General features: G+C 45.0%; 18 protein-coding genes. 8 read left to right on the top strand and 10 right to left on the bottom strand.

The features are described 5' to 3' along the window. Positions 1-82: 82 nt before the first annotated feature. The gene (locus ACFRAM_RS09330; protein WP_175373075.1) at positions 83-493 is read left to right on the top strand and encodes a DUF4362 domain-containing protein; all 411 of its coding nucleotides are present in this window, start codon (positions 83-85) and stop codon (positions 491-493) included. Positions 494-890: 397 nt separating this feature from the next. After that, a complete protein-coding gene (locus ACFRAM_RS09325; RefSeq protein ID WP_379465648.1) occupies positions 891-1,034 on the top strand; it encodes a hypothetical protein in 144 nt (47 codons plus the stop codon). A 75-nt stretch (positions 1,035-1,109) separates the two neighbouring features. Here the strand turns inward: ACFRAM_RS09325 and ACFRAM_RS09320 are convergent, their stop codons facing one another. The 5 genes from ACFRAM_RS09320 to ACFRAM_RS09300 are packed head-to-tail and all read right to left on the bottom strand — an operon-like array spanning position 1,110 to position 5,842. Further along, positions 1,110-1,622, bottom strand: coding sequence for a GyrI-like domain-containing protein (locus ACFRAM_RS09320; protein WP_379465647.1), 513 nt, complete (start codon positions 1,620-1,622; stop codon positions 1,110-1,112). A gap of 57 nt (positions 1,623-1,679) precedes the next feature. After that, a complete protein-coding gene (locus ACFRAM_RS09315; RefSeq protein WP_379465646.1) occupies positions 1,680-2,828 on the bottom strand; it encodes a GerAB/ArcD/ProY family transporter in 1,149 nt (382 codons plus the stop codon). Positions 2,829-2,861: 33 nt separating this feature from the next. After that, positions 2,862-3,062, bottom strand: coding sequence for a hypothetical protein (locus ACFRAM_RS09310; RefSeq protein WP_175373078.1), 201 nt, complete (start codon positions 3,060-3,062; stop codon positions 2,862-2,864). A gap of 16 nt (positions 3,063-3,078) precedes the next feature. Next, positions 3,079-4,281: a Ger(x)C family spore germination protein gene (locus tag ACFRAM_RS09305; RefSeq protein ID WP_379465645.1), complete on the bottom strand. Its 1,203-nt coding sequence runs from the start codon at positions 4,279-4,281 to the stop codon at positions 3,079-3,081. Further along, on the bottom strand, positions 4,274-5,842 hold the full coding sequence (locus ACFRAM_RS09300; RefSeq protein WP_379465644.1) for a spore germination protein: 1,569 nt from the start codon (positions 5,840-5,842) through the stop codon (positions 4,274-4,276). Before ACFRAM_RS09300 ends, ACFRAM_RS09305 begins: the two co-directional genes overlap by 8 nt. Before the next feature lie 218 nt (positions 5,843-6,060). Here ACFRAM_RS09300 and ACFRAM_RS09295 point away from each other — a divergent pair, with 218 nt between their 5' ends. Together ACFRAM_RS09295 and ACFRAM_RS09290 are read left to right on the top strand one after the other, a co-directional pair. Continuing rightward, positions 6,061-6,312 (top strand): hypothetical protein, encoded by a 252-nt coding sequence (locus tag ACFRAM_RS09295; RefSeq protein WP_379465643.1) that lies wholly within the window; start codon positions 6,061-6,063, stop codon positions 6,310-6,312. 221 nt (positions 6,313-6,533) lie between these two features. Beyond that, positions 6,534-6,842, top strand: coding sequence for a hypothetical protein (locus ACFRAM_RS09290; RefSeq protein WP_066363626.1), 309 nt, complete (start codon positions 6,534-6,536; stop codon positions 6,840-6,842). Between the two features lie 453 nt (positions 6,843-7,295). Here ACFRAM_RS09290 and ACFRAM_RS09285 read toward each other — a convergent pair whose 3' ends face one another. The 4 genes from ACFRAM_RS09285 to ACFRAM_RS09270 form a co-directional block, all read right to left on the bottom strand. Then, positions 7,296-7,475 carry a sporulation histidine kinase inhibitor Sda gene (locus tag ACFRAM_RS09285; protein ID WP_379465642.1) on the bottom strand — a complete coding sequence of 60 codons (180 nt, stop codon included), beginning with the start codon at positions 7,473-7,475 and terminating at the stop codon, positions 7,296-7,298. Positions 7,476-7,688: 213 nt separating this feature from the next. Next, positions 7,689-8,021 carry a LytTR family DNA-binding domain-containing protein gene (locus ACFRAM_RS09280; RefSeq protein WP_379465641.1) on the bottom strand — a complete coding sequence of 111 codons (333 nt, stop codon included), beginning with the start codon at positions 8,019-8,021 and terminating at the stop codon, positions 7,689-7,691. A gap of 137 nt (positions 8,022-8,158) precedes the next feature. After that, a complete protein-coding gene (locus ACFRAM_RS09275) occupies positions 8,159-8,683 on the bottom strand; it encodes an accessory gene regulator ArgB-like protein (RefSeq protein WP_379465640.1) in 525 nt (174 codons plus the stop codon). Continuing rightward, positions 8,680-9,336, bottom strand: a complete 657-nt coding sequence (locus tag ACFRAM_RS09270; protein WP_379465639.1) for a hypothetical protein — start codon at positions 9,334-9,336, stop codon at positions 8,680-8,682. Before ACFRAM_RS09270 ends, ACFRAM_RS09275 begins: the two co-directional genes overlap by 4 nt. 144 nt (positions 9,337-9,480) lie before the next feature. Between ACFRAM_RS09270 and ACFRAM_RS09265 the strand changes: the two genes are divergently transcribed. Next, complete coding sequence (locus tag ACFRAM_RS09265; protein ID WP_379465638.1) at positions 9,481-9,735, top strand: putative signal transducing protein; 255 nt, start codon at positions 9,481-9,483, stop codon at positions 9,733-9,735. Between the two features lie 53 nt (positions 9,736-9,788). Here the strand turns inward: ACFRAM_RS09265 and ACFRAM_RS09260 are convergent, their stop codons facing one another. Beyond that, entirely contained in the window at positions 9,789-10,358 is a 570-nt protein-coding gene (locus ACFRAM_RS09260) for a thymidine kinase (protein ID WP_175373086.1), read from the bottom strand. 239 nt (positions 10,359-10,597) lie between these two features. Here ACFRAM_RS09260 and ACFRAM_RS09255 point away from each other — a divergent pair, with 239 nt between their 5' ends. From ACFRAM_RS09255 to ACFRAM_RS09245, 3 genes are read left to right on the top strand one after another with little or no spacing between them, the layout of a single operon-like run. Further along, entirely contained in the window at positions 10,598-10,807 is a 210-nt protein-coding gene (locus tag ACFRAM_RS09255; protein WP_379465637.1) for a Ni2+-binding GTPase, read from the top strand. Between the two features lie 40 nt (positions 10,808-10,847). After that, complete coding sequence (locus ACFRAM_RS09250) at positions 10,848-12,632, top strand: ABC transporter ATP-binding protein (protein WP_379465636.1); 1,785 nt, start codon at positions 10,848-10,850, stop codon at positions 12,630-12,632. Next, on the top strand, positions 12,613-14,460 hold the full coding sequence (locus ACFRAM_RS09245; RefSeq protein WP_379465635.1) for an ABC transporter ATP-binding protein: 1,848 nt from the start codon (positions 12,613-12,615) through the stop codon (positions 14,458-14,460). Before ACFRAM_RS09250 ends, ACFRAM_RS09245 begins: the two co-directional genes overlap by 20 nt. Positions 14,461-14,841 lie beyond the last annotated feature (381 nt).

Below are 14,841 nucleotides of genomic sequence, written 5' to 3'. Positions count from 1 at the left end.
TAATAATCTATGATAGAGCACGTTATTTGTGCTCTGTCATAATTTTTTTTGTTCAATATATAATTTAGTAGGGGGTGAGTATGTGAAAATACTAAAGTCTCTTATATTACTATTCTTAACTTTAATTTTCGTAGTTGGTTGTTCAAATTCAATGAATTCAAAAGATGCAATAAAAAAGGGATACGTAGTTTATGTAAATTCAGAAATTTTTAATAGTGAATACCTTGATGACTTTGTAAAAGATTTCAATAATAAGGTAGAAACAGAAGTTAAATTGGCGAAGTATACAGATGAAGGAGACCCAATCTTTCATAGCCTTGTGTATAGAGACAATCAAATTGTATATACGTATGACAGTAGATCAGACAATAATGGTAAAAAAGAAAAACTGAATACGACTTGCTCAAGCCTAATAAATAAGGACAATATTTATTATTTGAGTGGTTGCGCTAACGGAGAAATTGGTCAAAGATTTAGAGCTAGACAAGAATAAGATATTAATTTTTAGAAATCTGAGTTTTGGCAACTTTTTATATGGTGTTTTATGCCTTCTTTGTTGTCCGAATCTTGTTGACATTAATAATACAGGAGATTACCTCAGCAGCTTGTGCTATAGCAAGTAAACTGAATAATGAAACAGCGTATGAGGTGATATGCGACCTTTATATGACGGAAGCGACATAAGGGGATGAGTGCAGTTATTTGTCACTTGTCCTTTTTATATTGTCCAAATACATATAAGAGGATGATTTATTATTGAGTAAGGTTAAACAATTGGTGAGCCGAGCACCATACAATCAGGAGTGAATTTTGCAACGTACTGCAGACTGCTATTGGTTATTTGGCTTCATGCATGATCCCATAGAATTCATGATTTGGAGAATGCAAGCATGAGCAAGCAGAATATTCAAGCCTTTCAGGAAACGCACGAAAGGTTGTTCCAAGCAATTCAAAGTTTTGCGAGGGGAATTGAAATGAAAGCGCGAAGCTACGAACAATCATCATGCTTCGCACCAGATCGCGCTTGGAATTAATAGCTTACTTCTCCCAATCCTCATCTGTCAGCCGGTGAAGCAGTAGCGTGTTATACTGCAGCAGAGCGAGGAAAATCAATCCCCCAAAGGCAAATAAATCTCAATAACACTCTCTTCTTGTTCCGGAGAACCCATATCCGCCCAGTATTCAAAATCAAACATTCGGTCACCAGCGATATCCGCTTCACGGATGGCATCATACGTTTCGCCGATTTGCGATTCGGGGCCTGTATGGGTGATCTTGGCGTAGGTTCCTGCCGGTAGGGTATGGCTAATGAATCCATCGTTCAACGTGCTGAATTCGCTGACTGCTACCGCAACGATGCTTTCGAAAGGGACATCCGGTGTCCATTCGACGTCCGGATATACTTGGACCAGGTATATGCCGTTATCGTCTAATTGATTGGCGATTTCATGACGTCTGGCTATAAGTGGTTCGCGTAAATTTACGACAACTTCATTTTCCAAGTCTTGATTTAACGACGCTGTTGCGGCATATCCCACAAGTTTGGTTTCATTACGCTGTATTTGTACTGATTTTATCGACACGAATAACACAGCTCCTTTTACTTTTTCGTGCAGATCCAAAGACTGCCTCTACCAAATTATACCTGGTTAGTGGGGAGAGTTCAAAAACAGAACTACTTATGCTGTATTTCTATCCTTATCATTGGGCTCGCTTTCTTTAGGTGAACCTTTCTTCCGTTTCCCTGGGACAAGTAGAATCACAAAGAATAACAGCGGTAAACCGAGGCAGAAGATGAGATCGAACCAGGGATAGTAAAAGAGCAGAATCTGGTTGTAGATGGTGATGTTGGGCGTACTGGAGATCGTGCACACAATGATAATCATGCTGAGCGGGATGGTGAGCATCCGGCTCTCCTTCAGGCGCAGCAATTGGGCCAGTCCGTTCGTTAAGGCAAAGAAGATCATAGTGGATTTGAAGAACACGGTAATAATCCATAAAAAGGTCAGGATTACTTCAAGGCGTTCAAGGAATTTCCCAATGGTGATTTTTTGTGCCAGTACAAAGGCCGGATAATATTTGGTCTCCATGAGCATGGGACCGAGCACCAATACACATAAACTGACCACGATGAGCAAAATGAGTCCGCCAATGGCGTAGCCCGTCAGGATGGGCTTTGTCAGCTTGGTATTGCTGTGTACATGCTGGGTCAGCATCAGAATAAATACGATTTCCGTAAAAGCCTGAGTGAACGCAGGGAACATCCCTTTCAATACAGGTCCCATTCCATGGGGTAGAATCGGTTTTGCATTGGTGGTCTCAATCTGTGGCATCAGAAAAAATACCAGACATAGAAACAATATCAGAAACACCGGAAAAAGCAGCTCACCCATCCGGGCAAAAGCCTCGATTCCGTATCGGTAAGCAATAATAATAACCGCGCTAAACAATAGCAGTATCGCACTGACAGGTGTTTCGGGCATCATCTGTGTCGTCATGAATTGACTCATTTCACTCATGAGCGTGAGGGAACACATGAAGAATTGGAATAAAATCAGCAGCGTAATGATGCTACCTGTAACAATGCCGAATTTATTCTGAACAGCAGTAATAAGACTCTTTCCTTTTAGCCGGTTAGCAATTCCTGCGAACAGAACCCCGACTCCCAGCCCGATTATGCAGGAGAGCAGCATGGAAATCCAGGAATCTTGTTTGGCATAATAGGCAATCATAGTCGGCAGAACTAGAATAGAGTCACCGATAATTCCGAGTATGATCAGAATGGTGAACTGACGCGCTGATATTTTTTCCATGGCGTTTGTCTGCATGTGTTTCCTTTCTCCCGTACAGCGCTGGAATAGCTACGAGAAGTTGATTTTCACAAGCTGAAGTAGATTGGGGAGCGGGGCGTCCAATACCAGAGCTATATATATTGCCGTTCCTGTAAACAGCAGTACAAGAAATACGACAAGCTCCCACTTCCGTTTTCTATGCAGTAGTCCCGGTATTTCCAGTCCAAGGGCCACCACAGCCAATGCTAGCACCCCAATGACTGAAGCCATAGTCTCCCTCCCTTACTCATGATTCCAGGGTCGTATTGCCGGTTGTTCCGGTTTTGCGTATTAACATTTCGATTTTGTAACGGACTTTGGTCTTAGATAAGAAATCTTCAATCCAGCTTTCTTTGATGGTATCCCAGTAGTGGGGATGGCTCTTGGCAATGACTTCTCCGAAGCCCAGAAAATCGGATTTCATTTTCTTGGAACGATGGACTGCCGCTTCGGCATTGCTGCGGATGATTTCAACAGCCTGATTCTGCAATTGGGTAATAGTATCAGGGTCCATCAAATTAATATCACGACATGATTTTTGATTGATACTTCCTTCGGATCGTATAGATATCGTCATCTCCGGTATTCCGTCGATAATTTTGGACTCTACTTTCGATTTGGAGGAGGTGACTTCAATTCCTGTGTAGAAAGTTGGGCCACATGGAATTTCAATAGAGGTGCTCTCCAATTTATTGGTAATGTCGGTATAGCCCTTGCTCTCCTGCTGGTTCAACCATCCGATCAACTTATCCCCTTTGAATGCTGCGATACCGTTGTACCGAAAACGACTGTGTGGGAGAAATGTTTCAAGGTTGCTTTTTGCTTCGGCCTGTTGCAGATTGCCGATCAGCTTGATTCCGGTCAAAGTCAAATCAACACCGTTACTGGATAATTTCTTCATCACGTCATCCATCGTAACAGATACTGTAGGTGCCCAATTTTTCTCCGATGTCTCTAGAGAATGAAGCATGCTGTAGGTAGGAAGTTTCTCAAGCGGGGTATATAGCTTCAGAATATTCTCCGCCTTTGTTTCACGGGCAACTACCACATTGAAATCCATGCGATGTTCATTGTCACGAAGCGCATTATCTACGAAATCGCTGATCCCTCTTTTCGCAAGTTCCTCACCGATGACATAGAATTGCAGATGTCCCATATACACTTTACGTGGCGCCTCTGCCGTCAAGAAACGGGCGGCTTCTAGCAATGTTTTACCCCTGCCTTGAAACAAGGTGGTTGGCGGACGATCTCCACCTCTTTTTTGCGCAGATATTTCACTTGGGTTGACCACCTGGAAGGAGACAAGAAATTCATCATCTACCCAGTCAAACCCGATTCCCAGCACAATCAGAAGTTCGTTCAACTCGCGTCTGCTCCAGCAGCCGGTCAACGAGAGGAAACAGAGCATAACGATCATTAATTTTATAATGGTGACTTTACATTTATCCATGTTTACGTAACCTTTCCTTGCCTCTTCCCACCGTAGTTTCAGAACGTCTGAACATTAGCCACCTTGGCATCCGCAGCAGGGAGTCCTGCATTTCTACTTCCCGGTAGGGGGAAATGGGCGACAGGTAGGGCTCTCCAAAGGAACGAAGCGCACAAAGATGGAGCAATAATACGAAGATGGCCATAAATATACCAAGAAGACCAAAGCTCGCGGCTACAATCATGAAAAGAAATCGCAAAATTCGGATAGGAATCGACATGCTGTATGCAGGAATTGTGAATGTGGAGATCGCTGTGACAGCAACGACAATTACCATTGCGGCGGACACAATCCCGGCTTCTACTGCAGCTTGACCAATGACAAGTGTACCGACCACGGATACCGCTTGTCCGGTGGCCTTGGGCATACGCAGGCCGGCTTCACGCAATATCTCGAAGGTCACTTCCATAATAGTTGCTTCGACAAACGCGGGAAAAGGTACGCCCTCACGCTGCGCGGCCAGACTGATTAGTAGGGGAGCCGGAAGCATGTCACGGTGAAACGTCGTAATGGCTATATAAAGGGACGGGAATAGCAGGGAAATGAAGAATCCAATGAAGCGTAAAAGGCGCAGCAAGCTCGCATAGACGGATCGCTGGTAATAATCCTCCGGGGATTGGAAGAATGTGATCATCTGAGTAGGGACAAGCAGCGCATTGGGGGTTCCGTCCACCAGAATTGCGACTTTCCCTTCCAGTAATTGGGCGGCGACGTTATCAGGAAGCTCCGTATTATAAACGGTGGGAAAAAGTGAGTATTTGCCATCCTCTATCAATTCCTCAATATAGCCGCTGTCAAGGATGCTGTCGATCTCAATGGATTGTAAACGTGATCTGGTCATTTCAATGACAGAAGGCTTGGCAACGCCGTTGATGTACATCATCGTAACATCGGTTTGTGTCGCAGATCCGATAGCGTACGTCTCCAACCAAAGTCGGGGATCTTTTATTTTTCTTCTTACCAATGCGGTATTGGTGCGCAGCGTCTCGTTGAAGCTTTCTCTCGGTCCGCGTATCGATGTCTGATTGCTGGACTCCCCGATTTCACGACCCTTCCATTGCCGGATATCGGCACAATAGGCAAAATCAGAGCCATCCAGCACAATAATGGCCTCACCAGACAGCAAACTTTTATACAAGGAGCCGAATTCTGTCACGGTTTGAATCGAACCTATGCCGATCAGAAGCTCTCTGGCTAACAAGGCCGGGCCATCGTCGTGGTCCTTAGTGGCCTCGTTATTACGTAAGCTAATGCCTCTCATATTTCCGATTAGTACATCAGTTAGATATTGATTAATGATAGCCGAATCTGACATTCCATCCACATAGATGATCGCCGCCGCTGCTTTTTCCGTATGTTCATAACAAACCATGCGAATAACAACGTCATCGCTTTCTCCCAAATCAAGCCGAATCCGTTTTGTATTGGAATCAATCTCTGTATAGATCGGAATTTTCGCATATTCAGGCATGCTTTGAGACTCATTTTTGTGGTGCATAAAGGCGGACGATTTTCTCTGCATGAACAGAACCTTCTCTCTCCGGTGCACATTTCTTTCCTATTATGACCAGTGCCAAAAAAGTCTATGCACAGCGAAAAAGAGGCTCCGTAGAACCGTAATGACATCGTTAGAAATGTATCACCTAGCCTCCGTATTTTGAAATTAGATTTACATAAAGTCCCAAGTTCAATATACTTTAATCAGGTGGGAGTTCTAATGGTATGGAGGGAGGACGAAGTTTGAAGTACCTTTTAAGAATTCTCGGTATTCTGTTTTCATTAGCCACCATTGCACTGGCTCTGTATTTATCAATTAATGATTATAATCCGGCTGATCAAGCCATGCGTACATGGTCGATGATAACGATGTGTGGTGCAGTGATATTTAATGGGGCATACTTTTATACAAGAAGAAAAGATAACCGGGGATTAATATCGTTGATTGTTGGAATAATAATCTTAGTAGTGGTCGTTTTCAAATTTCCTTTCTAAATGACAAGCAAGCCGAAGAATTTGGACGGGGCAAAGCTCATGTAATATTTGGATAAAATCTTCTCTGAGCGAACCCTTTACCATCCCTTGTCCTGATGTGTTATGATTAGAGATAGGATCGTACTGAAAGAAATGAATCTGTTGCCCTTTCTTACAGCCATCTATTTTAAGTTGAATCAGAGCATACATTACCAATGGGGAAGAGAAAAGGGGATACGCTATTGAAGATTACCATGAAATTCACCAGCAAAGGAAAGGCAGCCATTGAATACTTTAACAACGAGGAACTGCTGGAGATCTTTACGAGATATATCAGAACTCTAACTAAAAAGTATGATATTGAAGTAGACATACCTGCGGAGAGCAACACAAACATCGTTGGAGATGGTGTGCTGACTGCGTTGGCTAAGAACGTTAACTGTGATGCAGATACCTTCTTTAAAGAGCTGGGCCGTGATGTTAAAGTCCCTTTGAAGAAAAGAATTGGCGTCAAATTAGACAATGTCTTTAAGACAGAGATTGTTGAATAATATTGCAATGAGCAATATGAATTGAAAAAGAAACCAGGCATCGCCCGAGCGGGGGTGCCTGGTTTTTTATGTTCAGGGCTGCTGAACAACGAATTGTTGTTCTTAAATAACTGTCGGTGGCAGCAGTGACGACGCTTGAACCCAGATCATACGTGTGCTACTTAAGTATCAAAGTGTAATTAACGGCATTTTCGTACCTTAAATCCTCTGCAGCTAAGGGTTAGCGGAGATTAAGTGCAATATTGTACCTTAAATTTTCCAAAATCCCCCGTTCAGCGCGCTTTTCCTGAAAATAAGATACAATAATGACCTTATTTCCCTCATTTAACTATATTGAAGGAAAATAAGGTACAAAAATGCTGTTAGTCTGGGAGAGAGCCCCTCTTGTTCACTGTTAAGACGACTGGTGAAGGACTGGTGAAGGGAATATTCTGCTTCTAGACTTTAGAGACCTTATGATTTGTGTTTACACGCATAGAGAAGGTTTCTGCGGCTCAGGACATTTTCAATAATATCGATAAATTCTGGAGAGGCCTTGGCTTCGATGGCCAATTCATAAATATCTATCAATTGTTCGTCGGATAGCATATCGAGTGATGAAGGGCGCGGAATGGGATGAAAATGATAATTCATAGGATTCCTCCAAAGAGTAGTAAGAATAGGATCAGGACCCTGATATAAATGGTACCATTTGCCATTGAATCCGTCTCCTGCCATTCGCGCTGCGAATTTATCTTTACTTATTATAGGCTTTAAGCGATAATTAACTTTTTGTGTAAAATATGTATTCGAAAACGGAAAACGGCGACCTATCCCACATGAGGACAGTATCGCCGTTTTTGTTTTTTAATCCCGAGTTTTGTTGCGGTCATACAGATACTTTTTGATTCGGGCTTCGTTTGATTCCGAGACGTTAGTGAAATACTCCCCTTGATTGAAAAAAACGATCTTCCGTTCGGAATCATAACCGTCAATATTGTTGATGTTCACGACGTTGCTGCGGTCCAGACGTTCAAAGCCCTTGCTACCATAAGCGGCGAAAAGATCGGAAAGAGTGGTGGGGAGAACAAATTCGCCTTCTTTCGTATGGACGAATATCGTATTTTTGTAATTGGAGAAATACAATATTTCTTCCTCCAGAATTTCCTGGGAGGAACCGTCATTTAGCAAGACACGCATGTTTTCCCCGTCCTTGTTCGACTACTTCCGCAGTTCTTTTGGAGCTTCTGGACTGTGTAGTCCAATCTTCAAGACGGATGCAAAAAAACGGGCAGATCCGGAAAGCGTTGAAGAGGCGAGTTTAGCTGCAGTTTTCTTCATGATTTTATCCTCCTTTTCCAAGGTATTATTGTTAAGGACTGGGCTAAGAAAGCAAGTCCGATAACAGCAGAGCCAATGAAGAAGTTCAGAGAAACCAGGATTATTGAGAATTTTTTTAGCATGGGATACCACTGAGGCTGTATTTGGGCATTTTTGTCCGGGTTTGGTGCGAACAAAAACATGATTAGCAAGCTTACGCTGTTGATGATCCAAACTAGGTTGCTTTCAAGGGTGATCAAATAAGGAGTTAGGGTACATAGTAAAATCGTGAAAATATTGCAGGCTGTTGCCGTTTTAAGATGAAACCCGCCAGAGAGAAATCGTAATGAAGAAAAGCATAGTATAAAGATTATGGATTCATTTAAGTTACCTAGTAACCAGCCCAGCATAAAAGTACCGAGAAAAATTACCATAGTATTCAAAATAATATTTAAAGCATATTGCATGACTTCAATAGAGGATGTTTCTTCTGGATTGGTATGTTTTATCAAACTGGCAATTTTGTACGCTAATTTATTCATATCGTATCTCCAAAATTCTTTTTTCTTGAGAGATATAAATAACCGTATAGAATGATTGCATAGAACAGCGGCATCAAACGAAAGTATGGAGATGAACTATCGAAAAGGTAAAGCATTAGTACGACTACAGTAATAGAGGGGAACGACAAAGCAAACAGTATCTTTTCACTGTGACTTATATTTATTTTTCCATCGGGTTTATCAGGAACAAAATCAAAACCTTTTCTTCTCTTACCTATATAAAAAGCTATAGAAAAAACTAAAAGAGCGGATAAGCATTGTAGGAAATATATTCTTAAGGAATTGGTAGGAATATGAAGTGTAGAAATGAATGTTCTATTCAGGACTAAATACACAAGGGATTGAATAAGCATATAGGTTTGATAGGCCATACCCGTCATGATTGCGGCATAGAAGATATGAATACGAAATAATTGCCACAAAAAGCAAAAAACTAATAAGTATTGTACTAAAATATCAATTTCAGCCAAACCATATACAATTCGAATAGTATAAGAGAAAAAGGCCATGATAAAGCCTGCGAATATAATTTCTTTTACATACAAATCAATTTTAAAAACCTTAAATGCGAAATAGAATAATGTAGAACTCTCTATAACAGAAAAAATCATGAATAGCACAAAATCCAACATGCTGACACATCCCGGTAATCAGACTAATAAATCCTTAATCTACCAAACAGTATACAGAATATGCTAAAATACAACAACGATAAATGACACTTTCCGGCAAAAAATTCTTAAAAATGTATTTGATAGAGACGAGGAGGGTTAACATTGAGTTTGTTGCGTAGCATACTGGATTTCTTTATTCCAAGGGAACGCTTTTTGCTGTATTCCACATTCGATCAAATGCAATATCTCAAGGTTAAGAATCATCTGCTTGCTGAAGGTATACCGCATCGTTCCAAGATTGATGGGGGAAGCGCAGGCTTGAACCAGCGCACTAGGGCCGGAGGACGACCCAATCCTAAATATGAGCTATATGTCCGGAAGGAAGATGAGCACAGGGCACTGCAGGGAATACGCTGACTTTAATAAAAAAAGCATTCCAACCGATGAACCGGTTCGGAATGCTTTTATCGTTACAAGGGGGGATTCTTGTGGCATCTGCGGCACACGGGATAGTATGCTTCATTGCCGCCGATCAGAATCTGCTTGCCGCTGTAGACGGGTTTACCGTTCTCTACGCGGAGGGCCATGGTTGCTTTGCGTTCACAGAACCAGCAGATCGTCTTCATCTCCTCAATTTTGTCCGCATAGATCAGCATATATTTACTACCTTCGAAGAGGTTGTTCTGAAAATCATTTTTGAGCCCGAACGCCATCACCGGAATATCCAGCTCATCGACAATCCGCACAAGCTGCAAAATGCTGTCCTTATTCAAAAACTGGCATTCGTCAATCAATACACAGTGGGGCTTGGGCAGATTTCTGCTGACAATCCCGAAGATATCGGTGTTATCATCAATCGGAATGGCTTGTTTACGAAGTCCGATGCGTGAGGTGATATAGCCCACTTCGTCCCGGTCATCAATGGAGGGTGTAAACATCAGCACCGATTTTCCCTGCTCCTCGTAGTTATGTGCGACTTTCAATATCTCTATGGATTTTCCACTGTTCATTGCCCCGTATCTAAAAAACAACTGTGCCACGTCCATCTATCCTTTCGTTGGTACCCGCTTGATTATGATCCCGAAAATTGCGACCTTAACAGAGTATCATATTCAGCCCCGGAGAAGCCAGTGTCAATAATGCGTTCTACAGTCTTCTTGCGCTCAGGTTGTCGTAAAGATCATTCTGACAGGATATGCTATAATTAATTCTATTGCAGTGAAACATGAGTTCGTATATCAGGCACGGTTTCTAGCGTGTGAAGAAGGGAGGGAATGGCATGGCTGAGCAATACGATGACTACAAGGAACGGATAGCGGCACTCGAAGCGAGCGGGGATTTATCCGAGGCGGCTAAGCGTCTTTTGGAAGAGATGCTAGGTGATCTGGCCGAGAGTAATCGCAGTAACAAGGCATTGAGACGGGTGATTTTGAAAACAGGCCAGTCATCCACGATGTCTACCCGCTTGCGGGAAGCATTGTATGAATAAGCAGAATAACGGGTAATGGAATATTACGGAGGAAATGCTTATGGACATAATTTTTTCTTTTCTCAAAAAATACAGAGTTGCCTCCATTGCTGCACTGGTCATGATGGTCATTGAGCTAGCTGTGGAATTGTCCCAGCCCCTCCTGATTTCCAAAATTATTGATGACGGAATCAGGGAGCAGAAGGCATCGGTGGTGTGGCTATGGGGTGGAGTGCTCATTGGTAGCGCAGTCCTGGCATTTATAGCTGGTGTACTTAGTTCTTTTCTCGCTTCACATGCCAGTCAGAGCTTTGCCTTCGATCTGCGGGATCGGTTGTATGAGAAGGTACAAGGCTTCACGTATGAAGTGTTTAACCGCTTTGCCACCTCGTCGCTGATTACCCGTCTGACCGTTGATGTGTCCCAGCTACAGGATACGGTGTTCATGAGCCTGCGTTTTATGACCCGGGTTCCGCTCGTAGTATTGGGCAGTGTGATTATGGCGCTGGTCGTGCATTTTAAGCTGGGCCTGCTGTTGGCAGTAACATTGCCCATTCTGATCGTTTTTTTATATTGGGTGATGAAAAAAGCCTCGGCGCTGTTCCGTAAGGTTCAGAACCGGCTTGACGGCGTAAACAGTGTTATTCAGGAAAATCTGACAGGTATTCGCCTGATTCGGGTTTTTGTACGGATGGGCCATGAGATTGGCCGTTTTGCTAACTTTAGCGGTAATTTGATGAAAACAACGATATCTGCACTTCGTCTTACAGAGACTACGATGCCCTTCATTCTATTGATTGTAAATGCTGCAATTGTGGCTGTTCTATGGTTCGGGCGTGTGGATATTTCTACAGGAAGTGCCACCTTGGGAGAGACAGTTGCAGTTATCAATTATTCACTGCGGACGATCGGAGCATTATCCGCACTGTCTTGGATTGTGGTGACCTTCTCCCGCGCCCGCGCGTCCTCACAGCGGATTGGGGAGGTCATGGCCGCCGGTAACCCGCCCTCGGACGGGACGGCAGGAGCGTTGGGCTTTTCAGCACATGCGACACCAAACCCAGGGAATGCTAATGATTCCACTGCAGCAATCAACGGCAGTGTTGTTTTCGACGGAGTGAGCTTCCGCTATCCTGGCAGCGAGATCGCTGTGCTGGAGGATGTGTCGTTTGCGGTGCAGCCAGGGCAACGAGTGGCTATTATGGGCGCTACCGGTTCCGGAAAATCCTCGCTCGTTGGACTGATCCCCCGTCTCTATGAAGAGAGTGGCGGGATGATCACAGTGGATGGAGTGAACTCCGCCAAACTGGATCTCAATAAGCTTCGCGGCGCGATCGGTTATGTTCCACAGGAAGTGCTGCTCTTCAGCGGCACGGTGCGGGAGAACATCGCCTGGGGCAATGAGCATGCCACTCAGGAGGAGATTGAGCAGGCGGCGGCAGCGGCCCAGATTCATGAGACGATTGCTAATTTGCCGAAGGGGTACGATACGCTGCTGGGACAACGGGGCGTTAATCTGTCCGGCGGTCAGAAGCAGCGGCTTACGATTGCCAGGGCACTTGTCCGCAAGCCGGCCATACTGATTCTTGATGATAGCACAAGTGCGCTGGACGCGGTGACCGAAGGCTTGCTGCTTCAGGCTTTGAAGGAAATGTCCTGTACAACATTCCTGATTACTCAGAAGATCAGCTCTACAGTATCTGCAGATTTGATTCTGCTATTGGATGAAGGTCGTTTGATTGGGCGCGGCTCACATGCTGAGCTGATGGCCAGCTCGAAGCTGTACCGGACCATTCTTGAATCACAGACAGGGGAGGCGGAGCAACATGTTGAAAGCCTTACTTGAAGCGTTCCGCCATCCGAAGCCGGACATCGAACTGGGGGCGGGGAGCGGATTCGGGACACCTTCCGGACGCAAGCCCAAGGGTAAAGCCAAGGACTGGTCCGGTACGCTGAAACGGCTCTGGAGCTACCTTGCTGTGCGCAAAGCCAAGCTGGGACTGGTGTTGTTTATGGTAATCCTCAGCTCGGGCTTGTCGCTGCTAGGTCCTTACATGATCGGGATGGCGGTGGACGATTATCTGGAAGGCGCAGGGGGCCGGTCCTGGGGAATCTTCCTCGGCGCACTGTCGCTAGTATATATCCTCTATTCACTAACCTCTTGGCTGCAAAATATCTGGATGATCGAGGTGGCTCAGGAGACGATCTACCGGATGCGAACCGAACTGTTCGCTTATCTCCACAGGCTGCCAATCTCGTTTTTTAACCGCAGACAGCAGGGCGAGATTATGAGCCGTCTGACCAATGATATCGAGAATGTCAGCTCTACGTTAAACAGCTCGGCGATCCAGATTTTTTCCAGTGTACTTACACTGGTGGGAACAGTGGTCGTTATGCTGTGGCTTAGCCCGCTGCTTACCCTGTTAACGTTTATTGTGGTGCCATTAATGCTGTTTGGCATGCGCTGGATTACGCGGCGCACAGGTCCGCTCTTCAAGGAACGGCAGCGCAATATGGGTGAACTGAACGGCTACATTGAAGAAACCTTGTCCGGCCAACGGATTATTAAGGCCTTCTCCCAGGAAACCAGAGTGATCCAGGGCTTCCGTGAACGAAATAACCGGATCATGCTCTCCGGGTACTGGGCACAGTCGATCTCCGGCTTCATTCCGAAGCTGATGAACGGGCTCAACAACCTGAGCTTCGCCATTGTCGCCGGAGTCGGCGGATTGCTGGCAATCCATGGCTCCATCTCGGTTGGGGTTATTCTCGTATTTGTGGAATACACCCGCCAATTCACCCGGCCGCTTAACGATTTGGCGAACCAGTGGAATACACTGCTATCCGCTGTGGCTGGGGCTGAACGGGTATTTGAGGTGCTGGACGAGGAGACTGAGGCCAGCGATGAAGGAGCGGCTATCGCACTGGAGCATGTAGCAGGGGCCGTTCAATTCAGCGAGGTGGCTTTTTCCTATGACGGAGAAGGTGATACGCTGCAGAATATCAGCTTCGAGGCGAAGCCCGGCGAGATGATTGCCTTGGTGGGGCCGACAGGTGCTGGAAAAACAACACTAATTGGCCTGTTATCCCGCTTCTACGATCCGAGCGAAGGCCGGATTATGATAGACGGCAGGGATATCACCTCGATCAAGCGCGAGAGTCTGCGCGGGCATATGGCTTTTGTTTTGCAGGATTCCTTCCTCTTCAAGGGCAGCATCCGGGACAATATCCGCTACGGTAAGCTGGATGCTACCGATGAGGAAGTCGAGCAGGCAGCGAAGCTGGCCAATGCGCATTCCTTCATCATGCGGATGCCTGGCGGTTATGATCGAATGCTGTCTGCAGATGGCAGTGGAATCAGTCAAGGGCAGAAGCAACTGCTGGCGATTGCGAGAGCCATTCTGGCCGACCCGGCCATGCTTATCCTGGATGAAGCGACGAGCAGCATCGATACGGTGACAGAGGTCAAAATTCAGGAAGGCTTGCAGGCGCTGATGAAGGGCAGAACCAGCTTTGTCATCGCCCACCGCTTGAACACGATTCGTGCAGCGGACCGTATTCTTGTCTTGCGGGGCGGCAGGTTGATCCAGCAAGGCTCCCATGAGAAGCTGCTACAGGAAGAGGGACTGTACCAGGAACTGGTACAGGGTCAGCGTAAAGCAGCTGTTAACTGACCTAGGACATCATCGGCCAAAAGTCCAAACATCCACCGTAGGGCCGCCCGAGTCTTATGTTGTGACTTAAGTCCGGATCTTAAGTTCGGTTCTTAAGTTCGTATCTCAAGTACGTCATATAGAGCAACAAAAGAGGCTCTCCGAAGGCGCATTTGCGTAGTCACGGGGAGCCTCTTATTTGATGTGCTAACGTTTGGGAGTTTTTTGAGAAAACAAATATGTGGAACGCATTGAAATAATGATTTACGAAGAGAGACTAACGAAGTTTGGCTAACGAACTGCAATTAACGGCATTTTTGTACCTTAAATACTCTGTAGCTAAGGCTTAGTGGGAATTAAGTGCAATATTGTACCTTAAATCTTCCAGAATACCCCGTTTAG

It is taken from the genome of Paenibacillus sp. NPDC056722, assembly GCF_042790635.1.
GTDB lineage: Bacteria > Bacillota > Bacilli > Paenibacillales > Paenibacillaceae > Paenibacillus_AQ > Paenibacillus_AQ agri.
The sequence above is the reverse complement of the archived record's forward strand: the minus strand, read 5'-3'. Positions and strand labels throughout refer to the sequence as shown.

Excerpts from the sequence above, each read along its gene's own strand:
- ACFRAM_RS09255 (WP_379465637.1), top strand. The coding sequence starts at position 10,598 with ATGGCTGAGCAATACGATGACTACAAGGAACGGATAGCGGCACTCGAA.
- ACFRAM_RS09245 (WP_379465635.1), top strand. The coding sequence starts at position 12,613 with ATGTTGAAAGCCTTACTTGAAGCGTTCCGCCATCCGAAGCCGGACATC.
- ACFRAM_RS09305 (WP_379465645.1), bottom strand. The coding sequence starts at position 4,281 with ATGGATAAATGTAAAGTCACCATTATAAAATTAATGATCGTTATGCTC.
- ACFRAM_RS09275 (WP_379465640.1), bottom strand. The coding sequence starts at position 8,683 with ATGAATAAATTAGCGTACAAAATTGCCAGTTTGATAAAACATACCAAT.
- ACFRAM_RS09315 (WP_379465646.1), bottom strand. The coding sequence starts at position 2,828 with ATGCAGACAAACGCCATGGAAAAAATATCAGCGCGTCAGTTCACCATT.
- ACFRAM_RS09325 (WP_379465648.1), top strand. The coding sequence starts at position 891 with ATGAGCAAGCAGAATATTCAAGCCTTTCAGGAAACGCACGAAAGGTTG.
- ACFRAM_RS09300 (WP_379465644.1), bottom strand. The coding sequence starts at position 5,842 with ATGCAGAGAAAATCGTCCGCCTTTATGCACCACAAAAATGAGTCTCAA.
- ACFRAM_RS09270 (WP_379465639.1), bottom strand. The coding sequence starts at position 9,336 with ATGTTGGATTTTGTGCTATTCATGATTTTTTCTGTTATAGAGAGTTCT.
- ACFRAM_RS09310 (WP_175373078.1), bottom strand. The coding sequence starts at position 3,062 with ATGGCTTCAGTCATTGGGGTGCTAGCATTGGCTGTGGTGGCCCTTGGA.
- ACFRAM_RS09280 (WP_379465641.1), bottom strand. The coding sequence starts at position 8,021 with ATGCGTGTCTTGCTAAATGACGGTTCCTCCCAGGAAATTCTGGAGGAA.
- ACFRAM_RS09285 (WP_379465642.1), bottom strand. The coding sequence starts at position 7,475 with ATGAATTATCATTTTCATCCCATTCCGCGCCCTTCATCACTCGATATG.
- ACFRAM_RS09250 (WP_379465636.1), top strand. The coding sequence starts at position 10,848 with ATGGACATAATTTTTTCTTTTCTCAAAAAATACAGAGTTGCCTCCATT.